The following is a 22,606-nucleotide window of genomic DNA, read 5'->3' as shown; positions in this document are numbered from 1 at the left end:
CTCTTACAAAAATGATAAATAACTATTTAGAGAGGCAAATTAAAGAAAATTTTCCTTACCAACCAACTCCGGAGCAAGAAAAAGCGGTAAAATCTTTATCAGAGTTCCTTCTGTCGCCCCATAACGAGGCGGTTTTTATACTTCGTGGGTATGCCGGAACGGGTAAAACTTCGTTGGTAGGTGCCTTGGTACGAACGTTGGATAAGCTGCAACAAAAGTCGGTATTGTTGGCTCCAACCGGACGTGCTGCGAAAGTCTTTTCGGCATACGCGGAACATCCTGCGTTTACAATTCATAAAAAAATCTATAGACAGCAATCTTTCTCTAATGAGTTAAGTAACTTTTCAGTGAACGATAATTTGACAACTCATACTTTATATATCGTAGATGAGGCTTCGATGATTTCCAATGAGGGCTTGTCCGGTTCGATGTTTGGTACCGGAAGGTTACTGGACGATTTGGTGCAATTTGTCTATTCCGGTCAGGGCTGTAAACTTTTACTGATGGGAGATACAGCACAGCTTCCGCCGGTAGGTGAGGAGCAGAGTCCCGCCCTTTTTGCCGAAGCATTGAAAGGTTATGGATTGGAGGTGATGGAAGTGGACTTGACGCAGGTGGTACGCCAGGAACAGCAATCGGGCATCCTATGGAATGCCACCCATTTGCGGCAGCTGATTGCGGAAGATACTTGCAATTCTTTGCCGAAGATTAAAGTTTCGGGTTTTGCCGATATCAAAGTGTTACCCGGTAATGAGTTGATAGATGCGTTGACGTCTTGTTACGACCATGACGGGATGGGTGAAACTACCGTGATTTGCCGCTCCAATAAGCGGGCGAATATCTATAATAATGGTATTCGTGCACAAATACTTTGGCGCGAAGATGAATTGAATACAGGAGATTTATTGATGGTTGCGAAAAATAATTATTTCTGGACGGAGAAACAGAAAGAAATGGATTTTATTGCCAATGGTGAGATAGCCGTGGTGCACCGGATGCGTCGTTCGCGTGAATTATATGGCTTTCGTTTTGCGGACGTGACTTTGACTTTCCCCGATCATAATGATTTTGAGTTAGAAGTGAATCTCTTGCTGGATACATTGCATAGCGATGCTCCCGCACTACTCAAGGCGGATAATGACCGTCTGTTCTATGCTGTTCTCGAAGACTATGCCGATATCTCCATGAAACGCGAACGGATGAAGAAGATGAAAGCAGATCCTTACTACAATGCCTTGCAAGTGAAATATGCATACGCCGTAACTTGCCACAAAGCGCAGGGCGGGCAGTGGAAGAATGTTTTCTTGGATCAAGGTTATATGACGGACGAGTATCTGACACCCGATTATTTCCGTTGGCTGTACACAGCTTTTACTCGTGCTACCGGAACCCTTTATCTGGTGAATTATCCTGAAGAGCAAATTTGCTAGACATTTGATGCAGTATTTGGTTGTTTCTTGCGTTTTTGTTTATAGAACAATTAAAAACATCGACTATGAGACACTTCTATTCTATTGTAGCTACACTTTTGTTTGTCTTGGTGACAAGTACGGGTTGTGAAGAAGATTATCGGGACATGATACTCTTCGAGGGGGCTGAACCAATCTTTGGACAAGATGGCAATAATAATCTGATTTCGTCTGTTACACTTTACCTGACTAATCCCGAGGGGCTAGTTCTCGGCATTGATGGTGGTGACGGCAACTATTCCTTGGACGAAGTTTCTACTGTAGCCGCTGTGACACTTTCAGAATCACAAAACGGGTATTCGCGTATCAAGGTTACACCGAAGGATGAGGGTGTGGTAACCGTTCGCATAAATGATGGTAGCGGCGCTTCTGCAATATTGAAGATTATAGTGCGTGATCGTTACAAATTCTATTACTTTGTAGAATACACCACTTTCTTCCATACCGGCGAGATAGAGGAAAATCATTGGAACCAAATAATGGTTGACTTAACTTCTGTTTTAACGGTGAAGGATCAGGGGGCTTATACTTTAATTCCTGATAATACGAATGACTCTCAGGATCGTGGAGAGTTGCTTGTTCATCCGTCCGCTTTCAATCATGAGGTGATAATGGGTACTTATGAGGTTATTGAAGGAGAAAATGGGGAGAACACTCTCTGTTTCAAATACAATGATGAGGTGCATAAATTTACCCGCAAGTCTCCGGAGAACATTGTGACGAAAAACAGTTCGATACCTCCGTTGGTAGGCTATGAAGATGTTACATCGCTTTCTCCGGCAGCTGTGCCGCAGGGTTGTAAGGTGTATCGTGCGGAGCATTGGATGTATCTGACCGATGATCTTTTAACCGATGAGTGATTATTGCTTCTCTTTTTGTTTATATTTAATTCTTCCTTTTATAATGAAAGTTATACTTTTGTAGCATTTACTAAACTAATAATCAAATGCGATGAAACGAACTCATTCTATTCTTTTACTCTTGATGTTCCTGTTTTTGGGTACTTCTTGTGAAGATGATTACCGTGATATGGTATTTTTCAGCGGTGACAAACCTATCTACCAAATCGGAACATGTACTAATTTGGTCAGTAGTATAACCCTACATATATCCAGTAAAGCAGGTTATGTGATAGGTCTTGATGGTGGTGACGGCAACTATACTTACTCTGTAGATCTTGACAATATTGTTAAAATAGAAGAGTCCGATGCTACAAGTGGTTATCATCACATTTGTGTTAAACCGCAGCATCTGGGGGAAGTATCCATTATAGCCAAGGATGGTTCGGGCAATCAGGCAATATTGATAGTGACAGTAACAGAGCCGAAAACACAATTTGAGGTAATGGCTAAGAAAATTGAATTTGTAAACCAACAACTTCTTACTGAAGAAGAAGTCAATCGCATTGGTAAGGAACAGATGTCGAGTTTCCCGGTAAATGTTAATGGAGGTTTCGAGATATATCCCGACGAGAATGACAGCTATGAGAATCAAGGTAACTTGAAGGTATATGTTGCAGATAATGACGGTACGGTCTTATCAGGAACATACTTGCGGAAAAATATTACTTGGCAGGGGAAGAAACTGATAGCACTTGATTTCACTTTCGGAGGGAAGACACATACTTATATTGTGGAGATTAAACCGATAAATGAACGAAGCTTAGGACGAAACTTTCTGTTATTTAGAGAAGATGTGACCTCTGAATGCGGGAAATTACCCGACGAAGTGAAAGTGTATCGTTTATTGATTGTTGAGGAAAGGTCGTATTAAGACAATTATTCAGAATATCGTCAAGAGCAGATTTACGAAAGATTAACGGGCGGGAGGCTAAAGCCTCCCGTTTTTGTTATCGGAACACATGATGCGTTTACTCCGAACAGACTATCTGTTTACCCCAAACACATCATCTGTTTACTCTGAACAGACCATCCGTTTTGCCACACTTCAACGCCCGGAATGCCGGGGCTTTTCGTCAAAATCACAGAGGTTTTGAAAGTAAAAGCCAGCCATTTCAGTTGCTAAGGTGTGGCATTTGGGGAGATAAAGTGTGACGTTTGGGGAGCAAACATGTGGCATTTGAAATGAGGAACTGTGAGGGGAAAAAAGAAACGGAGAAGCAATGCTCCTCCGTTTATGCAAATTTAAAATTGAAGTATCTATAAATTCACCTTACAAAGATACAACATCGGAAAGGCGATGTCAAGTGTTTTGGGAATTATTTTCAATCGTTGTTCCACTTCTTCGGCAATCCGCTCTTTGTTGTGTTTTACTTATTCCGATAGGCTGTTTACAAAGGCATCACGTATCCAATGATTTTTGTTTTCTTCCAACTTCCTTGTTTTCCGTAGGCTGCTTTATCTTCAATACTATAATAATAAGCTTTGCCATTGGTGGCTTCAAATAGCGGAATGGTGCCCTCTTGCCGGGAGGTGTATATATAGCCTAATTCTTGCGAGTGCTTCCAACCTGTTTCGGCATCGAGTGTTTCAGTGGACAGGCGTTGTTCCTCACCGTTGAGGTACAGGTAGAGCTGGGTGGTATTCATCTTCTGATTTTTATAAAGCGAGCAGATGGCACCTTCATACTTGCATTGGCTATTGGCCTTACAATCTTGATAGGAGTTGAAATAACTATAACCATTTCCATTCCATGCTTGAAGCAGGGAAGTCGTTTCGGTCAAGTTCAGGCGGCAGGTTGCCAAATAGTTTTTCACGGCTTCCTTCACTTGATCCCTTTTACTCTCATCTTGTATCATTTGGTAGATAGGCAAAGCGTTGTGGAGAATTTGGGTGAGTGTATAGTTTGTTTCATTTAATGAAGAAGCGAACCAGGCTTTAAACTCTTCGTAGGTGGGACGTAGTGAAAGAAGAGAGGTTTCTCCTCCAAAGAATTCAACGATCAATTGTCCGCCTACGCTTTGTGCTGTTATCTCTTCTTCACCTCCTACAATGCTACCGGTAAATATTCCGGACTGCTGCATCTTGGCAAGGGCACTATAAAATGCAACTTTTTCGGTTTCTGCTTTTGTGGTAGCCGTAGGTACGGTAGTTCTGAAGAGTCCTCTGTAGCGTATACCTACGCCGATATCAGTTAAAATGTGTGTGCCATATTTCTGGATGATTGCTTCGGCCGACAATTCTTTGGCATCTTTGGTAAACTCCGGTGTGAGGAAACGGTACTTCTGTTTTCCCGACAAATAGAAAGGTACTAACCAACGACGTTGCTCAGTGAAGATTTGTTCGCAGTAGGCAAATGCATATTGCGACGAGTGGTCATAATCTGATAGAAAGGCATCGTGTTGCAGTAATGTACCGGCAAAGAGAGGTGCGGTTTGGCTTTCTTCTTGCGGAGTATTTTCTAGTTCTGCAAAATAAGCCATGGATTGCAACAAACTATTAGCATTGGCTCCTACATAGTTTTTGGGTTCGGACGAATGGACATTTGCGTATATGATATTATCTTCATCATCATTCATTAGTGCCTCCAAATCGAAGACAGGGGCTTTTATCGCCTTAAAGCTTAGATAATCGGCAGTTGCATCGTAACCGGCACCTAAAAGTTGTGCTCCGGAAGAAGGGGTGATCTTGTAAATGAGCTCCTTGTCGGGGACAGGCTGGAACTCAATTGCTTCGGCGGGAGGTGTTTTCTTTTCATCTTCCTCTTCCTGATTATTGTCGGAACAAGAGAAGAGAGTGCTTGCCAACAGAATAGAAATGAATAGTTTGGTAGTTTGCATAGTCGTTTAGTTTATAATAGGAAAAGGAGATATGGAAGGGTTTTAATTATTAGATTACCCTCTCATACCTCCTTGTTAAAGGTTGAATACTGAGTGGTGGAATCAAATTCCTGCCAACTCTATCACTTTATCTACAGCCGCATTCAATCCGTCTACATTCTTGCCTCCGGCAGTTGCGAAGTGGGGTTGACCACCACCACCACCTTGAATCAACTTGGCAGCTTCTTTTACTAGGTTACCTGCTTTCAATCCACCGGCAACGAGGTTGTCGCTCAGCATCACTGTCAGCATCGGTTTACCTTCATATTCTGTTCCGGCAACGAAGAACAAATCTTCTGTGATTTGACCACGCAACTGGAAGGCGATGTTCTTTACCGTCTCAGCAGGTAATGGAGCACAGAATTTGATGACTTTCACGCCGTTCACTTCCTGAATGCTGTTCATCAACTTATCTTTCAGTTGAGATTCCTTTTCTTTCATGAAGTCTTCTACTTGCTTCTTCAGTCCGGCATTCTCTTCAATATATTTATGAATCGTTCCGGCAAGGTCGGGAGCATTGTTGAAAAGAGCCTTCAAGTCACGCAACGTATCTTGAATGGTATCCATCATTTCTTCTACACGTGCACCTGTGTAAGCTTCGATACGACGTACACCGGCTGCTACAGAACTTTCGGATACAATCTTCACCATACCGATGTTTCCGGTAGCGGCAACGTGCGTACCACCGCAGAATTCAACGGAAGAACCGAACTGGATGACACGTACATGATCGCCATACTTCTCACCGAAGAGGGCGATAGCACCGAGTTCCTTAGCATCCTCAATCGGCATGTTGCGGTATTCTTTCAAAGATATATTGGCGCGTATCTTGGCATTGGCGATGTGCTCTACCTGGCGAAGTTCTTCGTCCGTCACCTTTTGGAAGTGAGAGAAGTCGAAACGCAGAGAATCGGGAGTAACCAAAGAACCCTTCTGTTCCACATGATCGCCAAGAACTTCACGAAGCGCAGCATCCAGTAAGTGGGTAGCTGAGTGATTGGCGGCACAAGCAGCACGCTTGTCGGTATCTACGCAAGCCATCATCGGTGCTTCCAGATGTTCGGGCAACTTCTTGGTGATATGTATAGGGAGGTTGTTTTCTTTCTTCGTGTCAATCACGTCGATGGTTTCGAACTCGCTGACCAATACACCTGTATCACCTACCTGACCACCACTTTCGGCATAGAACGGAGTTTTGTCTAATACAATCTGATAAAGCGTCTGGTTCTTTTGCTTTATCTGGCGATAACGCAGGATGGATGTTTCATATTCAGTGAAATCGTAACCTACGAACTCAGTAGTGCCTTCTTTCAGTGTAATCCAGTCGCCGGTCTCAATGGCGGCGGCGTTGCGGGCACGGGATTTCTGCTGTTCCATTTCGGCATTGAACTCGTTGAGATCGGCAGTCATACCGTTTTCGCGGAGAATCAGTTCGGTCAAGTCGAGCGGGAAACCGAAAGTATCGTATAAAGTAAAGGCATCTTTGCCGCTGACTTCAGTCTTGCCAGCTGCCTTGGCATCTGCCATGGTCTTGTCCAGCAGACGGATACCGGTTTCAAGTGTGCGGAGGAAAGAGTCTTCTTCTTCCTTGATCACTTTAGCAATCAGTTCCTTCTGAGCAATCAGTTCGGGGTAAGAACCACCCATGTTTTCAATCAACACGGGGAGGAGTCTGTACATGAAAGCTTGTTTCTGTCCGAGGAAGGTATAACCGTAACGAACGGCACGGCGAAGGATACGGCGGATTACGTAACCTGCTTTTGCATTGCTTGGCAATTGTCCGTCGGTGATGGAGAAAGCGATGGTACGAATGTGGTCGGCAATCACACGCATGGCGATATCTTGCTGTTCATTCTTACCGTATGTGGTGCCTGCCATAGCGGCGATGGCTTTCAACATAGGTTGGAAGACGTCTGTATCATAGTTGGATGTCTTGCCTTGCAGAGTACGAACCAAACGTTCGAAGCCCATACCCGTGTCGATTACTTTGGCGGGAAGTCCTTCGAGGCTACCGTCAGCCTTGCGGTTGTATTGCATGAACACAAGGTTCCATATTTCGATTACCTGCGGATGGTCTTTGTTTACCAGCTGGCTACCGGGAATCTGTGCTTTTTCTTCTGCCGGACGAGAGTCTACATGTATCTCGGAGCAAGGGCCACAAGGACCTGTATCACCCATTTCCCAGAAGTTATCGTGCTTGTTTCCGTTAAGGATATGATCTTTCGGTAAGAACTTCTCCCAGTAGGAAGCAGCTTCGTTATCTCGATCCAGACCTTCGGCGGGGCTGCCTTCAAATACCGTAGCATAGAGGTTGGCAGGGTCCAGTTTCAGAACATCTACCAAGTATTCCCATGCCCATTCGATAGCTTCTTTCTTGAAATAGTCGCCGAACGACCAGTTGCCCAGCATTTCGAACATGGTGTGGTGATAGGTGTCATGACCTACTTCTTCGAGGTCATTGTGCTTTCCGCTTACACGAAGACACTTTTGTGAGTCCGCCACGCGCGGGTATTTGATGGGCTGGTTGCCCAATATAATATCTTTAAACTGGTTCATTCCCGCGTTGGTAAACATCAACGTAGGGTCATCTTTGATCACCATCGGAGCCGAAGGCACTATCTGGTGACCTTTGCTTTCGAAGAAACTCTTGAAAGAGTCTCTGATTTCATTTGCAGTCAACATACTCTATATATCTATCCTTGAGGTTAATATTCTTGAAAAAACTGTGCAAAGATAGCGTGTTTTTATTACTTTTGCGGTATTGATAAGCGAAATATTTCCAAAGATGCGCAAAGTTTACTACATTTATAATCCACAAACTCAGACTTACGACCGTATTTATCCTACAGTCCGACAACGTGCGTTGAGCATTCTCCGCCGTTTGTTTGTCGGTATGGGACTTGGAGCCGGTTGTTTCATTATACTGTTACTTATCTTCGGTTCGCCATCGGAGAAAGAATTGCGAAAAGAAAATAGCCAACTCCAAGCTCAGTATAATGTACTTTCGCGTCGGCTCGATGAAGCTATGGGAGTATTGCAGGATGTTCAACAACGTGATGATAACCTGTATCGGGTTATCTTTCAGGCAGACCCGATTCCTTCTGCAATCCGTAAGGCCGGATATGGTGGTACTAACCGTTACGAGCATCTGATGGATATGGCAAACTCTGATTTGGTAATCAATACTACTCAGAAGATGGATATGCTTACCAAACAACTCTATATCCAATCCCGTTCATTTGACGACGTGGTGGAGATGTGTAAGAACCATGATGAAATGCTGAAGTGTATTCCTGCTATACAACCTATTTCCAATAAAGACCTTCGTCAGACTGCTTCCGGTTATGGTACACGTATCGACCCTATTTATGGTACAACTAAATTCCATTCGGGGATGGACTTCTCTGCTCATCCGGGGACCGATGTCTACGTTACAGGTAACGGTACAGTTGTTAAGGTAGGTTGGGAAACGGGTTACGGAAATACAATCATTGTTGATCATGGCTTTGGTTATCGCACTTGGTATGCCCATCTGCAAGGTTACAATGTGAAAGTTGGCCAAAAGGTGGTGCGTGGTGAAGTGATTGGATTTGTAGGTAGCACAGGCAAGAGTACCGGGCCGCATCTTCACTATGAAGTGCATGTGAAGGGGCAGGTGGTGAATCCTGTGAACTATTACTTTATGGACTTGAGTGCAGAGGACTACGATCGCATGATTCAGATTGCGGCTAACCACGGTAAGGTGCTTGATTAATACTTAAAATGTCATGCTAAACTTAGATAAAGACCTGAAATTATATTACTCCATCAGCGAAGTGGCTGCGATGTTCGACGTCAATGAATCGTTGCTCCGTTTCTGGGAGAAAGAGTTTCCGCAACTCAATCCCAAGAAGGCGGGTAGGGGAGTGCGCCAGTATCGCAAGGAAGATATTGATACAGTGAAGTTGATTTATCATCTGGTGAAGGAACGGGGTATGACATTACCTGGCGCCCGCCAGCGGATGAAGGATAATAAAGAAGCAACTCTTCGGAACTTCGAGATCGTGGATCGATTGAAGTCTATCCGTGAAGAGTTGCTTGGTATGAAAGATGCTCTCGATGCATTTACTTATGAAGATGTCGAGGCATTAAAACAGAATATTCAAAGTTGAGCGATGAGGTTTTCTTTTAGAACTCAAAGCCCAGCTTGATACCAACACTGTTTAATGATTCTGAATAATCGTAACCATATGAAGTATATCCATAATCTTGATATACATATTCCAGTTTAAGATTTAATGCCATCTTCCGGGCAAGGGCGAAACGCACACCGATACCTGCAGTAGCATAAGCTCCTTCCACATCTCCTACTGAATAACCGAGTTTTGTGTCGGCAAATGGAGCGATTCTCTTATTCCTGAAATTGGCTCTGAAGCTAGCGAACACCGGAGCTGAATAAGCATCGGCATCTGTGTAATAGTTGAATGCTGCACCACCACCAACAAACAAATAATCATTGAACTGAAAACCATGGATTGTAGATACATCTACACAATTGGCATTATTGTCTGTAAGGTCGAAGATATAGCCCGTTTCAACGAAACCTTTATATCCCCTTAATGATGCTTTTCCGAAACTGTTTGTACTGGATGACCTGGGCGTTCTGGGCGATCTGGCTTGTCTGACCGGTCTTTCCTGTACATATCTAGGTTGCTTTCTGTACATCTCTTTTGACTCTTTAGCCTGTTTGGGTTGCTTGTAATACCCTTCTTTCGTAATCTTTTCAACCTCTTCTAAGGTATAAGAGAATACACTTCCGTCAGATGTTTGAATTTTCAACGAAGCGTTGGGTACTTGCTCAATGATAATTCCACGGATGATACTCCCATTTTTTAGATATACCACTTCTGTGTAGTTTTGTGCTAAACAAGGGAGACTGATGCATGCAAATAGGGTTAACAACAATAATAATTTCTTCATGATTCTTTGTGTTATAACTATAGTTGATTAAAGACGGTCTACCACTTTATGTATAGATCCTGCCCAATAATTACGAAGACCGAAACCTTTTGCTTTGCCTCCTGTTGCGTAATCATTTATTATCTCTTTCGTTTCTGTATTGAAGAATACTACTTGATATGAACCATACGCATCGGCTTTATTCAGCAATTTGGCAACGATAACCAGACCGATGCCCGGTTCTTGCTGAATAGGAAGGTTTGCTATTACTCGCTTGATATCTTTATCGCTCAGTGTATAACCCGTATCGGTGGTCATCAGTTGAGCAGGGTCAATCTCACTATTTACTTTATTAACAGCATTGAGTGATATCTGTCCCACTTTTATTTTCAACTTCTTGCTGACATCGTATTTCTTGGCTTCAGTGATAAACAACTCATTGATTCTTTCGAATGCGTTAATAAGCTGATTGGGACTTTCGGCGGCGCCAAATACTTTTGCTGCGGAATAATCTACTCCGTAGAAATTGATACTTGAAACTTCTTTCAGAAAATCTTTGTTTTGTCCAAAGCAAACAATACTTGTTGCAAGTAACAGAAGAGTGAATAACTTTTTCATACAATTGATAATTTAGGATCAGTTTTTAGCTTTTTGTATTTCCAAAAATAGATATAAGTTATCGTAAATCAAAGAATTTAATGCTTTTTCTACTCATGGGAGGCATTTGTATCTGGGCGATATATTCTGCCGGTTCAAACCGAATCGTAGGAGCTACCCGTATCTTAGAGCGGAACATGTCTTTGATTTCTTTGGCAAAACTATCACTATTCTCGTCACTACCAATGCGAATCAGTATTTCGTCCGTACCTAGCTTATTGGTATACACTTCAACCACATAGTTTTTGACTTTTGGCATATCGTCCAGTATATCGAATAATGCAGGTGGGTACAAGGTGGTTCCTTTGTATTTAATCATCTGTCCTTTTCGTCCTAATACGGAACTTAATCGAATAGTATTTCTACCGCAGGCACATGGCTCTGTGTGGTGGTAACAAATGTCACCCGTCTTGAAGCGAAGCAAAGGCATGCCTTTAACTCCTAATGTGGTGATGGTAACCTCTCCCGGTTCACCTTCTTTCACAGGAAGGTTTTTGTCATCAAGAAATTCCACAATGATGAGTTCAGGTTGCAAATGCCCGCCATGAAACTCTGAACATTCGGTGAAGGATGATTGCATTTCTGTGGAAGCATAAGTAGAATAAAGCTCGAGTGACGGCCATTTCTCATAGATACGCTGTCCGAGGGTATTCAGAGTAAAATTAGGATTGCGTAATGCTTCGCCGATACAAACGCATTTCTTCATGGAACAAGCGTTGTAATCTATCTGATTTTTTTCGGCAAATTCTATCAACTTGATGAGGAAAGAAGGCACCACCATGCCACAAGTGGGATGGATGCGGTGAATGGTGTCCCATTGTAATTCGGGTATGCCATTGCCTACACGGGCTACTCCCATTCCCAACTCCCTGGCTCCAAGATAATAGGCAAGACCGGCCATAAAGCGGCGGTCTATGGTTGTCATCAATTGCAGAATATCATGACGGCTGCAACCGGTGGTGTTGAATGATAAGTATTCATTGTATGCCAAGCGGTCGAGGTCTTCTGAGGTAAGAACAAAAGTTACCGGGTCTCCCAAGGTGCCTGAAGTAGTTACATAATCAATGATTTCATCTTTGTCTACACAAATAAACTCATCGTTATGGAGTTGCAGGTCTGTTTTGGTGGTGACGGGTATTTGTTGCAGGTCTTCTATCTTTTTAATGCGGGAGATGTCTATGGAATGTTCCTTAAACATCTGTTGATAGAATGGAGAATGTGCTTGCAAATATACCAAGGCATCAGCAAGCCGGATTTCTTGATATTGTTTGATTTCTTCCTGCGAACGGAATTGTATGTCCGGATTCTTTTCCATATTATTGATGTTTTTTGATTTTCTGTTGGATGCGTGCTTTCTCTGCATCTTTGGGAATAGGCATTGTCAATGCCTTTTGCCAGTATGCGGTGGCTTTCCCGATTTGTTGCTGGGAGGCGTAGTAATCTCCTAATACTTCGTATACGTAGTAGAAGGAAGGATTGGACGTTTCGTAATAACTCAGTGCTTTAGTCTCCATAGATTCCTTTCGTTTTGTCTTTTCACGAATGAGTGGGGTAAACCGTTTATAAACCATGAATTGTTTGAATGCCGGTTTGCTAATGAAAGCATCTTCAGGTATTGTCAGCTCTTCTGTGGTAATATCTTTGTGGAAGTCCACACTGTCACTGAATATTTTGTTGAGGTCGTATGCCATGTATTTCCCGCATTGCCAGGGAGGAGTAGATACATACATTATTAGCTTTTCCGGTTGGAAGATGACGGAGTGATGGGCTATAAGTTGGTTAATGGCTAATTCATTCCCCATACCAAGGTCAGTGTTATCCAATCCTTTCTGATTACGGAGGATGGAAGCAGCTTTCAGACTATTGATAGGTTTGTTCTCTTCCAGCAACCCTTCTAAACGGTGGAAGCGGTAAGGACTATCGGAGGTTGCTATGTTTTCTTGATTTCGTTCGTCATTGAGGAAAGCATCAGATTGGTAATGGTTGGTACAGATAATCTGATCGGAACTACCTGTAAAGAGTGCAGTCTTCTCTGGTGACTTTTCTATAATGGCGGCTTTTCCATCTCGTTTGGAGCCTATCAATATAGACTCCGAAACAAATGTTTTTCGTTTTTGCGCAATGGCGTAGGCTTCTTCAATAGTTGAAGCATATTGCAGTATTTCTCTTGTCAAGATAGAAATAGGAGTAGCTGAGGCTGTAGGCATGGTGGATTTTGCAGCATTAATGGTTACTGTCAGTCCTGTTTCATTCATTCCGGAAAGTACTCCGATCATACCCGGCCAGCCTACGGAAGCAAATTTGTAGCCTTGTTCCGGCAGATAAAAAGATACCAGTTTGTTGCGTGCAAATTTGTCGCCCATATAGAAATCGAAATTACGCCCGATGATGAGTGATGAATCGGCACTGTTTTCTCCCCAAACAGCAAAAGAACTACATCCTACCAGCATATAGTCCTGCATGGCATGCCCCAGGTCATGTGCAGAGTGATAATTAAGTTGTCGCTCATACGGAGTACCGATGAAATCATATTCGTGTGTACAAGAGAGTGAAATGCCATAAATTTCATCCCTGAACTCTTCCGGCACATTCTTTCCTAAATTGCGGTTAAAGAGTACGATAAAGAAGCGCAGAAACTTGAGGTAACTATCTGAGGGGACTATCTCTCGTATCTGATCTACAAAAACTTTTTCCTGATAATATAATAAGTCAGGGGATAGTTTTCCAATGGCTTCTCCACGTTGAAATGCATTGCCGCTTACCTTTAATTCCCACAAACCACTGTTGCTGTGTCGCAGGTAATTGCCCTCGTATTGCCGAAGGCTATCCTTTCGAATTACTTCTCCGATGGCTTTTGAAGTATATTCAGGTGTCAGCATATCGGCAGAGAAATACAAAACCGATACAAAGCCAATAGCGGCAATAAAGATTAATCCTATGCCACACGCCGTATATTTGATTGTTTTCTTTATTATTTTATGCATAACCAATCTTTTTAGCTAAGTATTCCTGTCCGAGAAACTCGCCACAGGTAATGATGGAAGTTAGTGTTACTCCTAATGCACCATGAACATTCAAGTTTTGTCCAGTTAGGAATAAATTACTTAACTTGGTTCGGGTGGAGACAAAACCTACTTGCGGACATTTATAGTCTTTGATAATACCATAAGCAGAACCGTCGCAAGTACCGGTGAAATCTCTGTAACTTAGAGGAGTTGTGGTGTACATAGCTTCAATTGCGTCACCAAAGTCAATGCCATGATTCCGGATGAAAGTCAGCAACTGCCTGGACTTTTCTTGTTTGAAAGCTTTATACTCATCTCCTCGCTGTTCGGGAAGTGTATCCAACCATGCTGAGATTTCATCTATATACATAGGTGTCAGGATAGAAACTACGTCCGCTTGACCGGGGTTATGCGATGAAGCTTGCATGGAAATCATACAGTTGGTAATGTTCTCTCCAATTTTATTTTTGCTGTACCATACATCATTATCTCCATGAAGATAAACGTTCCGATTTATATACGGATAGCTATTTTCTTTCATGATTAAATTGAGAGTGAAGATACCGTAGGTGTTTTCCAATGAGTTGATGCGTGAAATATAGGCATTCTTGATACAACGGTTTTTATCCAACAAGGTCAAGGTGAGCTTGGGATGTAGGTTGGAGATTACATAACTGCTTTCAATACGTTCCGTACCATTTATTTCGACACCTTGAACCCGCTCGTTTTCTACAATTATACGGGTGACTTTACTATTATTCAATACTGTACCACCATTGGAACGAATAATGTCAATCATTGCCGAAGCTACCTGCATACTTCCGTCAACGAACCGATAGGCTCCCTGTATATGGGAATTATTAATCATGGCATGTTCGTAAAAGTTAGACTGCTCCCTTGATCCGCCGTACAGAAGTGCCGAGCCTGCCAATACGGATTGTAAATCAGGATTTGGTGTGGTTTGGGTTATCATCTCTGCCGCCGAAGTATTGAAGAACTTCATTCCTTCGGTAGATATGATACCTCTTTTGAAGTTATCTACACTGATCAGGTTACCTACTTCCTGCAATAGTTGCGCATATTGGTGAAGATTCTCCCTCTCATAGGGGAAAGATTCGCAGAGGTTGTCAATGAAGTGATTGTACCCCATGGCGTAATCATATACCTTATTCTTGTAGAATATCCTGTCGAAAGCATTTTCATCCAGTTTGCGGACTTTTAATTTGTCCATGATTCCTATATATCGGAAAAACTGGTTCATGATCTGTCCTTCACCCAAGCTACCAATATAATGAATACCGGTATCCAGCAGATGTCCTTTTCGTCGATAAGTTTGAAAACAACCTCCAAATAAATCATTCTTTTCGAGTACACATACATTATAGCCTTCCTTGCTAAGGATGGTTCCACATTCAAGACCACCTAAGCCACTTCCGATGATGATAACGTCGTACTTACTCATGGTGATTACTTTTTTTAAGTATATAGATGGTATTTGATGTATATTTATCATTCCGAATAGCATTTACCACCATGCCACATTCGTGGGCAATACTGCGTATCTGACTTTCGGAAGAAAAGCATAAAACTTCTTTGGTACGGTTGAATTTGATAATCCGGGTAGAGAGAAGTTCGGTGAAACGGGTTAAACGGTGCCTGCTGGTATCGGTCGGATTTCCATCCCGTATGATAATCATCCCTTCGGAAGAGAGCAAAGCAGCACATTTCAACAGTAAATCATGTTGGCGCTGAAAACTCATGTAATGCAATATATCGCTCAGTATGAAAACATCACTCTCCGGGAGATCATAACTCAACGCATCTGCATATTCAAAACGGAGGTTGTCTTTACGAAGCCAGCCATGTTGTGCAAGAGCTATTTTATCTTCATCGTAATCTATACCTATTATCTGTCTATCTTTCGATACCATGGACAGCATATAGCATAACGGACCAAGTCCGCAACCTATGTCTGTAATCCTGGCTTTCATCGGAACCAGTTGATTAAAGAGTTGATAGTTACGCTCCATCTTTACTTTGATACGTATGTACCATTCAATGATGGGACCTTTATAGATGTAGTTCAGTATCAGGGCCTCGTAGAATGCAGGATTTGCAGGAGTGTTTTTTTCCTGGCAAATGCGGGCATATTCTTCTTTCATATAAGCAGATATGCGTTTGCCTCTCTCTTGGTAAGTTGTTCCAAATGAAGTATCATTGTAAGGGATACGGGGCAATATCTTTGAATATATAATACCTTTGCGGATGTAGAAAGGTTGTGCTTTGGCTATTATCTTGCCGTTGCCGTACAGAACTACAGGAATAATATCCAGTTGAAGAGCTTCCGATAAATAGAAAGCTCCTTTGTGGAAGCGTTTCATTTTACCGTCATAGGTGCGTGTACCTTCGGGAAAAATAGCGATGGAATATCCCTCTTTCACTTTCTCTTTCATCCGTTCTACACATAATTCGTATCCTTCATCCACTTGAAAGAAACCGGCATATTTGATAATTCCCCCGAATACCGGAGAGCTCCATACCCAATGGTTGGTTATCATAATAATCTTTGGGGAGAAAGATAACAACTCCAGAATATCAATAAAGGATTGATGATTGGCAATTACAATGGCAGGCTTCTTAAATGTTTCATTAGTAGTATTGATATGCTCTTTTCGCACAAATGTGGCAACTGCTACTATGCCTTTGCAAGTGATGTTAATAACCCGGCAGATGAACTGCTGCTTATAGACGCGGCATATGGGTACGAGATATAACAAAAGAATGACTATTCTCAGAATGATGCATCCCACAAGGAAAAGCATGAAAAGAATAACGGTCCGGAGGAGTCCTATCAAGGTATAGGGGGGGAGTCCTTTGGATGCCGGTTTGGCTATAAAGAACTGGAATATAAGAGGCTGTATAGTGTAGGCAACCAATACAACTGCTGACATTCCGAGAATGGAAATCAGTGAGATGGATTGCAAAGCAGGATGTTTGGCGAATACTAAAGTACCCATTCCCACCACGGCAGTAAATGCGGAAAAGAAAATAGCCGTTTTATGAGAGTTCAGGATGGCTTTTCCGGTTTTGTATTTACTTTGAAGACCATCCATGATGAAGATGCTAAAGTCATCTCCTATACCGAATATAAAGGTGGAAAGAATGATATTGATAATATTAAATTCAATTCCTAATATTCCCATCAATCCTAGGATAATAGTCCAACTTATCAGCATGGGCAGGAAGCTGATTAGAGTCAATTCGATGCGCCCGTAAGAAATCAGTAATGCCAGAAATATGAGGAAAGATGAGATATAGAGTATCAAGTAAAAGTCATTGTTGATAGCGGAAACCCATTGGTTGGTGAAATAACTTCGGTCGAAAACAACAACATCCGTATTGTCTTTAAATTGCTGGTATACTTCCTCCTTCGTATTGTCGCCTATGCGTACTTGGGTGACGAGCATGGTAATGGAATCGGCGGTTGTTTGCCATTCGTTCAATAAGGTGGTGGAGATATTATTGGTGTCCTTTCGATAATCATAGGGCTGGAAAGGTTGATCCAACCATTTATAAAATGAATCGAAACTACCTTCACGGAAATGATAAGTACGGGCAGATTCTTCTATATATTTACGAATAGTAGCTTTCTTTTCCGATTCTTCCCAGTAATGGTTCCAACGTTCAAGTCGTTTTTGTTGTTCCTCCGGGGAAATGAGGAACTGTTCGGCAGATGCGTATGCTTTAATCAGTCCTTTTTCTTTGAATGTGCCTAATTGGCGGTTGGTCTTTGAATAGCATTGAAGAGCTTCGGACATATCTCTACCTACACTGACAAAGAGTACAGTTTTCTCTTGGGTATTGAACAGTTGTTCTAGTTTAGCCTCAGCCTGTTTTAGGTGTTGAGGCTCATAGTTGATACTCATCATATCCTCATTGAATTTCACCTTTTGCGAGGTGAACAGGCAAATGACAGTGATAATGACAATTCCTCCCACTAGCCATTTGTTTTTTTCATACGGATAGGCATTTATTTTCTCGATAAAACGGAGTATCATTCCTTGTTTTACGTCGGCTTGTCCTTTCAGAAAATGTGGAAGGTATATGAGGCAGAAAAGAGTCGTTCCAATTAGTGCCAAAGAGGCAAACAAACCAAAATCACGTAAAAGTTCGGAAGTGGTAAATATAAGTCCGAAGAATGCGCCAATAGTCGTGAAACTGCCTACGGTTAGCGGGTAGGTTATTTCTTTGATCAGTTGCTGTACAGTAGATACATGATTCTGATGTGCCAGCATGTGTATGGAATAGCTTAAGGCAATACCCAAAATAGCCGATCCGGCACCAACGGCAATGGCAGAGATGGAACCCCGGATAAAATAAATCATGCATAAGGCAAACAATCCACCGAATAGAACCGGAGTTATAATAAGTGGTATCGACTTCTTGTGTTTGAATACCAATGAAATAAATACAATGATAATCAGCAGTGCAATACTCGAAGTGATAATAGTGTCTTGCTTTATCTGTCGCGCATTATAGACTCCTACCGAAGGACCTCCATAGTAAGATGCTTTAAGTTTGGGGTATGTCTTTTCGATTTGCAGTAATTCGTCTTCCAGAATTTGAATAAGCTTGTCGTTTTTTCCCGTACTTCCTGTTCCGAATATTGGGGTTATAAACATCAGTAAGGTGCCACCGTCTTTCGAAAAGATATGCCCGTTGTTGATTTCATAGTTGGTTTCCAGTTGGAAATCCTGTAGATGTTTCAGGGAGTTGCTTCCTAGTCCTAACGGGTCTCTTTGGATATAGCTTCTCAGAGCTATTCCAGCAGGAGAAAGGAGGTTGGTATAGTTTTTTCGCATGGTGGCTTCTATTCCTTTCTGGGTTAGGAGAGAATCGAAGCGCTGATAATCTTTTTCTGTAAGAAACAGAGGCAGATTGTTGTAAACAAAGTCACTGGCCTTTCCGACTAGGTTTTCATCTACTTCGGAAAAGATATCTTTAATGAATTCTTGCCCTGTTGACTGCAAGTTTTGTTTGAGCAGATCACTTGCTTCTGTCATTATTTCCGGAGTCGTCACAGAGTCAGCAGGTGACAATAAAATGATAATCTTATCTTTAATTTTTAGATTATCGAATACCTTCGTAATGTTTTGGCTGTTTTTAGTATCAGGGAAAAAGCGTGTTACGTTCTCCTCAAACCGAACTTGCCAAGCAAAGTACCCCATAAAGAGGACACAAGCACAAAGTGACAAGTAAAAGAGGATTTTGTGCCTTTCGAAATAATCATATAGTCTGATAAAAAACTGGGTCATGTTGTTTGGGGTCTTCTGAACACACTGAGCAGGCTGATTGCAAGAAAGCCTGCTAGTAAGCTACAAACCGTTGCAAAGATAATACTTCCTATTAGATATTGCTCTAAAACTGATTTCACATTTTCGAATGATATATCGGTAAAGTGCAGTTCTACCGACCGGTCCAGTACTTTGCAGCCCGTCAGATAACTGGCATACAGTAGGAAAGGTATGAAAGGAGGGATACTGATATTGGCTGCTACAATGGCTATCACCTTGTTTAATTTGAATGCATGGGCAAGAAGTAGGGTGACAAGCATCTGATATCCCCATATTGGGACGATTCCCATGAAAATACCCAGCATGATGGCATAAGTGATTTTCAGATTGGACTCATTGGACTGGGTAATATGGGTTTGAAAGAATGTTCGGCAGTTCTTCCAGGTAAGCTTCCGGAAAAAGTTACGTGGATATATCCAAAGGAATGTGATGAATACTAATAGTGTATTCAGAATACTGATACGGGTAAAATCCCGGAAAGGACGAAAGTGTGATACACGTTCTTCCTGAGGAGGGTAATATACATGTATAGGAATGTTTCGGACTGTAGTTCCTCCCCATGCGGCAAATACCAAGGCTTCCAGTTCAAATTCATATTTGGCGGTATAGTAGAATCGCTGTACGTTGATTCTATGGAGCGGGTAAAGCCGGAAACCGGATTGTGTGTCCTCTAATTTTAATCCGGTTTCGAGTCTGAACCAGAAATTGGAGAACTTGTTGGCAAAAGTGTTTTTGCCGGGCATATTATCTGAGGTCAGGTTACGGGCTCCTACCAATAACGTATCAGGCTCTTTTTCTATTTCTTCAATAAAAAGAGGAATATCCGAGGCAAAATGCTGACCATCTGAATCAATTGTTATAGCATAACGGTAGCCCATTTTCTTGGCTTGTTTAAGTCCGTTTTTTAATGCGGTACCCTTGCCCTTATTAATAGGATGGGTGATGACTTGCAGGTTCGGGAAATTGCTTAACAGGGTGGGGGTACTGTCGGTAGAACCGTCATTGACTACAATGACATCTTCTACATAGCATAGTACATCTGTAATAACAGCAGTCACAGTCTTATCATTATTATAGGTAGGAATAATAACGACAATACCCAGTTGTTTTGCCTTTTCACGCACTAATCCGGAACTGCATTCATTCATATTCTATTTGATAATTAGTTGTGCTTTCAGTTTGATACAAATTCCCTTGGAAGAACTTCCTTCTACTGATATCTGGAAAATATCTGCTTCGCTTTTCTTGAAAATAATCAAGAATTCCAATTCAGGCGTTTCATTCGGATTGATGGCTGAAAGAAACTTGCAGGAGGCGATTTGTTTATATTGCAAAGCGGTATGGCAAATCGTTTCTGTACACTCCTTGATTATCTGTAGCATACAGACTCCGGGTAATACAGGCTGTTGTGGAAAGTGTCCGTTATAAACGGGATGTTTCGAATTGAGCATGACTTTTACAGTCCAATCTGTTTCATTGATATTTTCAGATTGTTTGACAGTATAAAAATCAGTGAGAAGTTCAGCCATATTTACTCTTGTTTTTCTTTTAGTTTATCTAATTGAATGCTTAGTCGTAGCCAAGGATGCTTTATCCGAATCTGTTCCGGGCGTTCTGCTACGAACTCTGATAAATAAAATACCGATTTGCCGAATCCGCTGCCTGTGACTCTTTTTTCAAAAGTACTTCTTTTCTCTTTGATACGGATATTCACTCTATCTAAAAGAAGGTTTTTGAAATCCATTTCCAGTAGTTTCAATATTTTTTTCTTTTGCATAGGTTCGATGCAACTGTTGATATGGAATGTATCGTTTCGAAGTGAAAAATCAAAAAGACTTAGCCCGAAATAGGTCGTAGCTAATATCCTGATTTCATTATCCGGTAGTTTCCGTATAATGAGCATTCCACTTAAATGATGCTTCATAAAATCGAGTTGCATATTATACTTTTGTGTATAGGCTTCAGCACGGATGATTGCTGGCGTGTAGCTGCCTGCATCTGCCATTTTAGAAGAAGCGCATGACGTAAATAGGCATAAGACCAGAATAAAACTAGCGAACAGAGAATTTAGTTTCATCTTTCAAAGCATTAAATCTCTTGTTGTAGAACTCATATTCCGTATAGTTGGTGGCAGTTTCCGAAAGCCGAAGCTTGTAAACTGACATATCCTTCTTATCCAAGTATATTTCAATCCCGGTGATGTAAGCTTGTATAGCTTTATTGACCGGTTTAATTCTTATTATATAATACTGTGGGTTTTCGAAGTATTCCAGCTTATAATCAGAAGTCATTTTTGAAAGATCGCCTACCATACATGCCATAAGCATATCCTGCATCTGGTTCATCATCTTGTTGGCACTTAGGGTCATTATGCTTTTTTTGCCATCTGCTACGATCTTCAGGCGTGCCCCGTTTATTACAATCAGATAGTTTATCGGCTGGGCATATTCCATGCATATCTTACCACTCTTTTGATAATAGAACTTTCCTTTAGATGTAACCTTTTCGTCTAAGATATCCAGATACTTCACTTGGGTGAAATCGCTTTCAATAGATTGTATGGTTTGAGCTTCTTTTGCCAAACGGTTTTCGAAATCTTTGGTTTGCACCAGTTTCTTCATGTTTTGGGCATAGATGCAATAAGGGATGTTGGCTATGATTAAAAGGGCTATCAGTATTGTTCTCATGCGAAATGCTTTCAATTAATTCGCTGCTAAGGTACTGCTTTTTTTGGGGTTAGTAACATTTAAATAGTAATTTGGTGGTATCGGTTATGCAGCTACTACAGACTTTTTTTATTAAAAGTATCTATCATGCTATCACACTTTAGGACATACTCATCTGAATATAAATAGGTTGAGGCGTGATAGATAGGTGTGATAGATCAACTTTCTTACAACCATCTATCACAGATGTATCCAAAGCCCGTAATTAGAATGTACTTGTTTTATTTCAGTCAAAAAATAGCTATTCTATTAGTTCTCAGTATGAAACTTTTGGTTTTGACTGTAAAAACTAAAAGTTTCAATGTGCAAAACCAAAAGTTTCAACATTCAAAACCAAAAGTTCCAACATAATAAACCTTTTGTTTCAACAAGTAGAAACTGCCACAAGAACCTATACGAAGCATTTCAAACCATAGTATTTTAGAAAATAAATGTATGATTATCGACAGATAAACGCTAGATTGGTTGCAAAAGAGGCATAAATGTTGCCTCTTTTTTGTTCTTATGTCTAAAAACAGTATTCTGTTTAGCTACTTTCTGGCGGGTTTTGAATTAATTTGAAGTAAATGAAAGTCTAGCGCAGCCTAAGCCTGAAAGGCTTTTATCTTACAGCCCAGGGCATCGCCCTGGGTACAATAATAGGTTGCTAACGTTGCGCCCTGAAAGGGCAAAAGTCACA

Annotated in this window: 17 protein-coding genes; 5 read left to right on the top strand and 12 right to left on the bottom strand. The window is 41.5% G+C overall.

Features of this window, described 5'->3' with window-relative positions; all coding sequences use genetic code 11:
* Positions 1-11 precede the first annotated feature (11 nt).
* From Q1W14_RS19010 to Q1W14_RS19000, 3 genes are all read left to right on the top strand, one after another.
* The gene (locus Q1W14_RS19010; protein ID WP_300704256.1) at positions 12-1,430 is read left to right on the top strand and encodes an AAA family ATPase; all 1,419 of its coding nucleotides are present in this window, start codon (positions 12-14) and stop codon (positions 1,428-1,430) included.
* A gap of 65 nt (positions 1,431-1,495) precedes the next feature.
* Positions 1,496-2,329, top strand: coding sequence for a hypothetical protein (locus tag Q1W14_RS19005; RefSeq protein WP_300704255.1), 834 nt, complete (start codon positions 1,496-1,498; stop codon positions 2,327-2,329).
* A 91-nt stretch (positions 2,330-2,420) separates the two neighbouring features.
* The gene (locus Q1W14_RS19000; protein ID WP_300704254.1) at positions 2,421-3,242 is read left to right on the top strand and encodes a hypothetical protein; all 822 of its coding nucleotides are present in this window, start codon (positions 2,421-2,423) and stop codon (positions 3,240-3,242) included.
* Positions 3,243-3,759: 517 nt separating this feature from the next.
* Here Q1W14_RS19000 and Q1W14_RS18995 read toward each other — a convergent pair.
* Both Q1W14_RS18995 and alaS read right to left on the bottom strand, forming a co-directional pair.
* Complete coding sequence (locus Q1W14_RS18995; protein WP_300704253.1) at positions 3,760-5,208, bottom strand: MAC/perforin domain-containing protein; 1,449 nt, start codon at positions 5,206-5,208, stop codon at positions 3,760-3,762.
* Between the two features lie 102 nt (positions 5,209-5,310).
* On the bottom strand, positions 5,311-7,929 hold the full coding sequence (alaS, locus tag Q1W14_RS18990; RefSeq protein ID WP_300704252.1) for an alanine--tRNA ligase: 2,619 nt from the start codon (positions 7,927-7,929) through the stop codon (positions 5,311-5,313).
* 103 nt (positions 7,930-8,032) lie between these two features.
* On the opposite strand from alaS, the gene Q1W14_RS18985 reads away from it, so the two are divergent.
* Positions 8,033-9,001 (top strand): peptidoglycan DD-metalloendopeptidase family protein, encoded by a 969-nt coding sequence (locus Q1W14_RS18985; protein WP_300704251.1) that lies wholly within the window; start codon positions 8,033-8,035, stop codon positions 8,999-9,001.
* 13 nt (positions 9,002-9,014) lie between these two features.
* Complete coding sequence (locus tag Q1W14_RS18980; RefSeq protein ID WP_300704250.1) at positions 9,015-9,398, top strand: MerR family transcriptional regulator; 384 nt, start codon at positions 9,015-9,017, stop codon at positions 9,396-9,398.
* 16 nt (positions 9,399-9,414) lie between these two features.
* Here Q1W14_RS18980 and Q1W14_RS18975 read toward each other — a convergent pair whose 3' ends face one another.
* The 10 genes from Q1W14_RS18975 to Q1W14_RS18930 are packed head-to-tail and all read right to left on the bottom strand — an operon-like array spanning position 9,415 to position 21,888.
* A complete protein-coding gene (locus tag Q1W14_RS18975; RefSeq protein ID WP_300704249.1) occupies positions 9,415-10,206 on the bottom strand; it encodes a hypothetical protein in 792 nt (263 codons plus the stop codon).
* A gap of 27 nt (positions 10,207-10,233) precedes the next feature.
* Positions 10,234-10,803 carry a hypothetical protein gene (locus tag Q1W14_RS18970; RefSeq protein WP_300704248.1) on the bottom strand — a complete coding sequence of 190 codons (570 nt, stop codon included), beginning with the start codon at positions 10,801-10,803 and terminating at the stop codon, positions 10,234-10,236.
* 58 nt (positions 10,804-10,861) lie between these two features.
* On the bottom strand, positions 10,862-12,157 hold the full coding sequence (locus Q1W14_RS18965) for an AMP-binding protein (protein WP_300704247.1): 1,296 nt from the start codon (positions 12,155-12,157) through the stop codon (positions 10,862-10,864).
* Between the two features lies 1 nt (position 12,158).
* Positions 12,159-13,826 (bottom strand): C45 family peptidase, encoded by a 1,668-nt coding sequence (locus tag Q1W14_RS18960; protein ID WP_300704246.1) that lies wholly within the window; start codon positions 13,824-13,826, stop codon positions 12,159-12,161.
* Positions 13,819-15,309 (bottom strand): NAD(P)/FAD-dependent oxidoreductase, encoded by a 1,491-nt coding sequence (locus Q1W14_RS18955; RefSeq protein ID WP_300704245.1) that lies wholly within the window; start codon positions 15,307-15,309, stop codon positions 13,819-13,821. Before Q1W14_RS18955 ends, Q1W14_RS18960 begins: the two co-directional genes overlap by 8 nt.
* Entirely contained in the window at positions 15,302-19,162 is a 3,861-nt protein-coding gene (locus Q1W14_RS18950) for a 1-acyl-sn-glycerol-3-phosphate acyltransferase (protein WP_300704244.1), read from the bottom strand. Before Q1W14_RS18950 ends, Q1W14_RS18955 begins: the two co-directional genes overlap by 8 nt.
* A complete protein-coding gene (locus tag Q1W14_RS18945) occupies positions 19,159-20,349 on the bottom strand; it encodes a DUF2062 domain-containing protein (protein ID WP_300704243.1) in 1,191 nt (396 codons plus the stop codon). Before Q1W14_RS18945 ends, Q1W14_RS18950 begins: the two co-directional genes overlap by 4 nt.
* 3 nt (positions 20,350-20,352) lie before the next feature.
* A complete protein-coding gene (locus tag Q1W14_RS18940; protein WP_300704242.1) occupies positions 20,353-20,730 on the bottom strand; it encodes a hydroxymyristoyl-ACP dehydratase in 378 nt (125 codons plus the stop codon).
* 2 nt (positions 20,731-20,732) lie between these two features.
* The gene (locus Q1W14_RS18935) at positions 20,733-21,278 is read right to left on the bottom strand and encodes a hypothetical protein (protein ID WP_300704241.1); all 546 of its coding nucleotides are present in this window, start codon (positions 21,276-21,278) and stop codon (positions 20,733-20,735) included.
* On the bottom strand, positions 21,253-21,888 hold the full coding sequence (locus Q1W14_RS18930) for an outer membrane lipoprotein carrier protein LolA (RefSeq protein WP_300704240.1): 636 nt from the start codon (positions 21,886-21,888) through the stop codon (positions 21,253-21,255). Before Q1W14_RS18930 ends, Q1W14_RS18935 begins: the two co-directional genes overlap by 26 nt.
* Positions 21,889-22,606 lie beyond the last annotated feature (718 nt).

The sequence above is a fragment of the Bacteroides sp. genome (assembly GCF_030151085.1).
Classification (GTDB): Bacteria; Bacteroidota; Bacteroidia; order Bacteroidales; family Bacteroidaceae; genus Bacteroides.
This window is presented reverse-complemented; position numbering and strand designations above follow the sequence as displayed.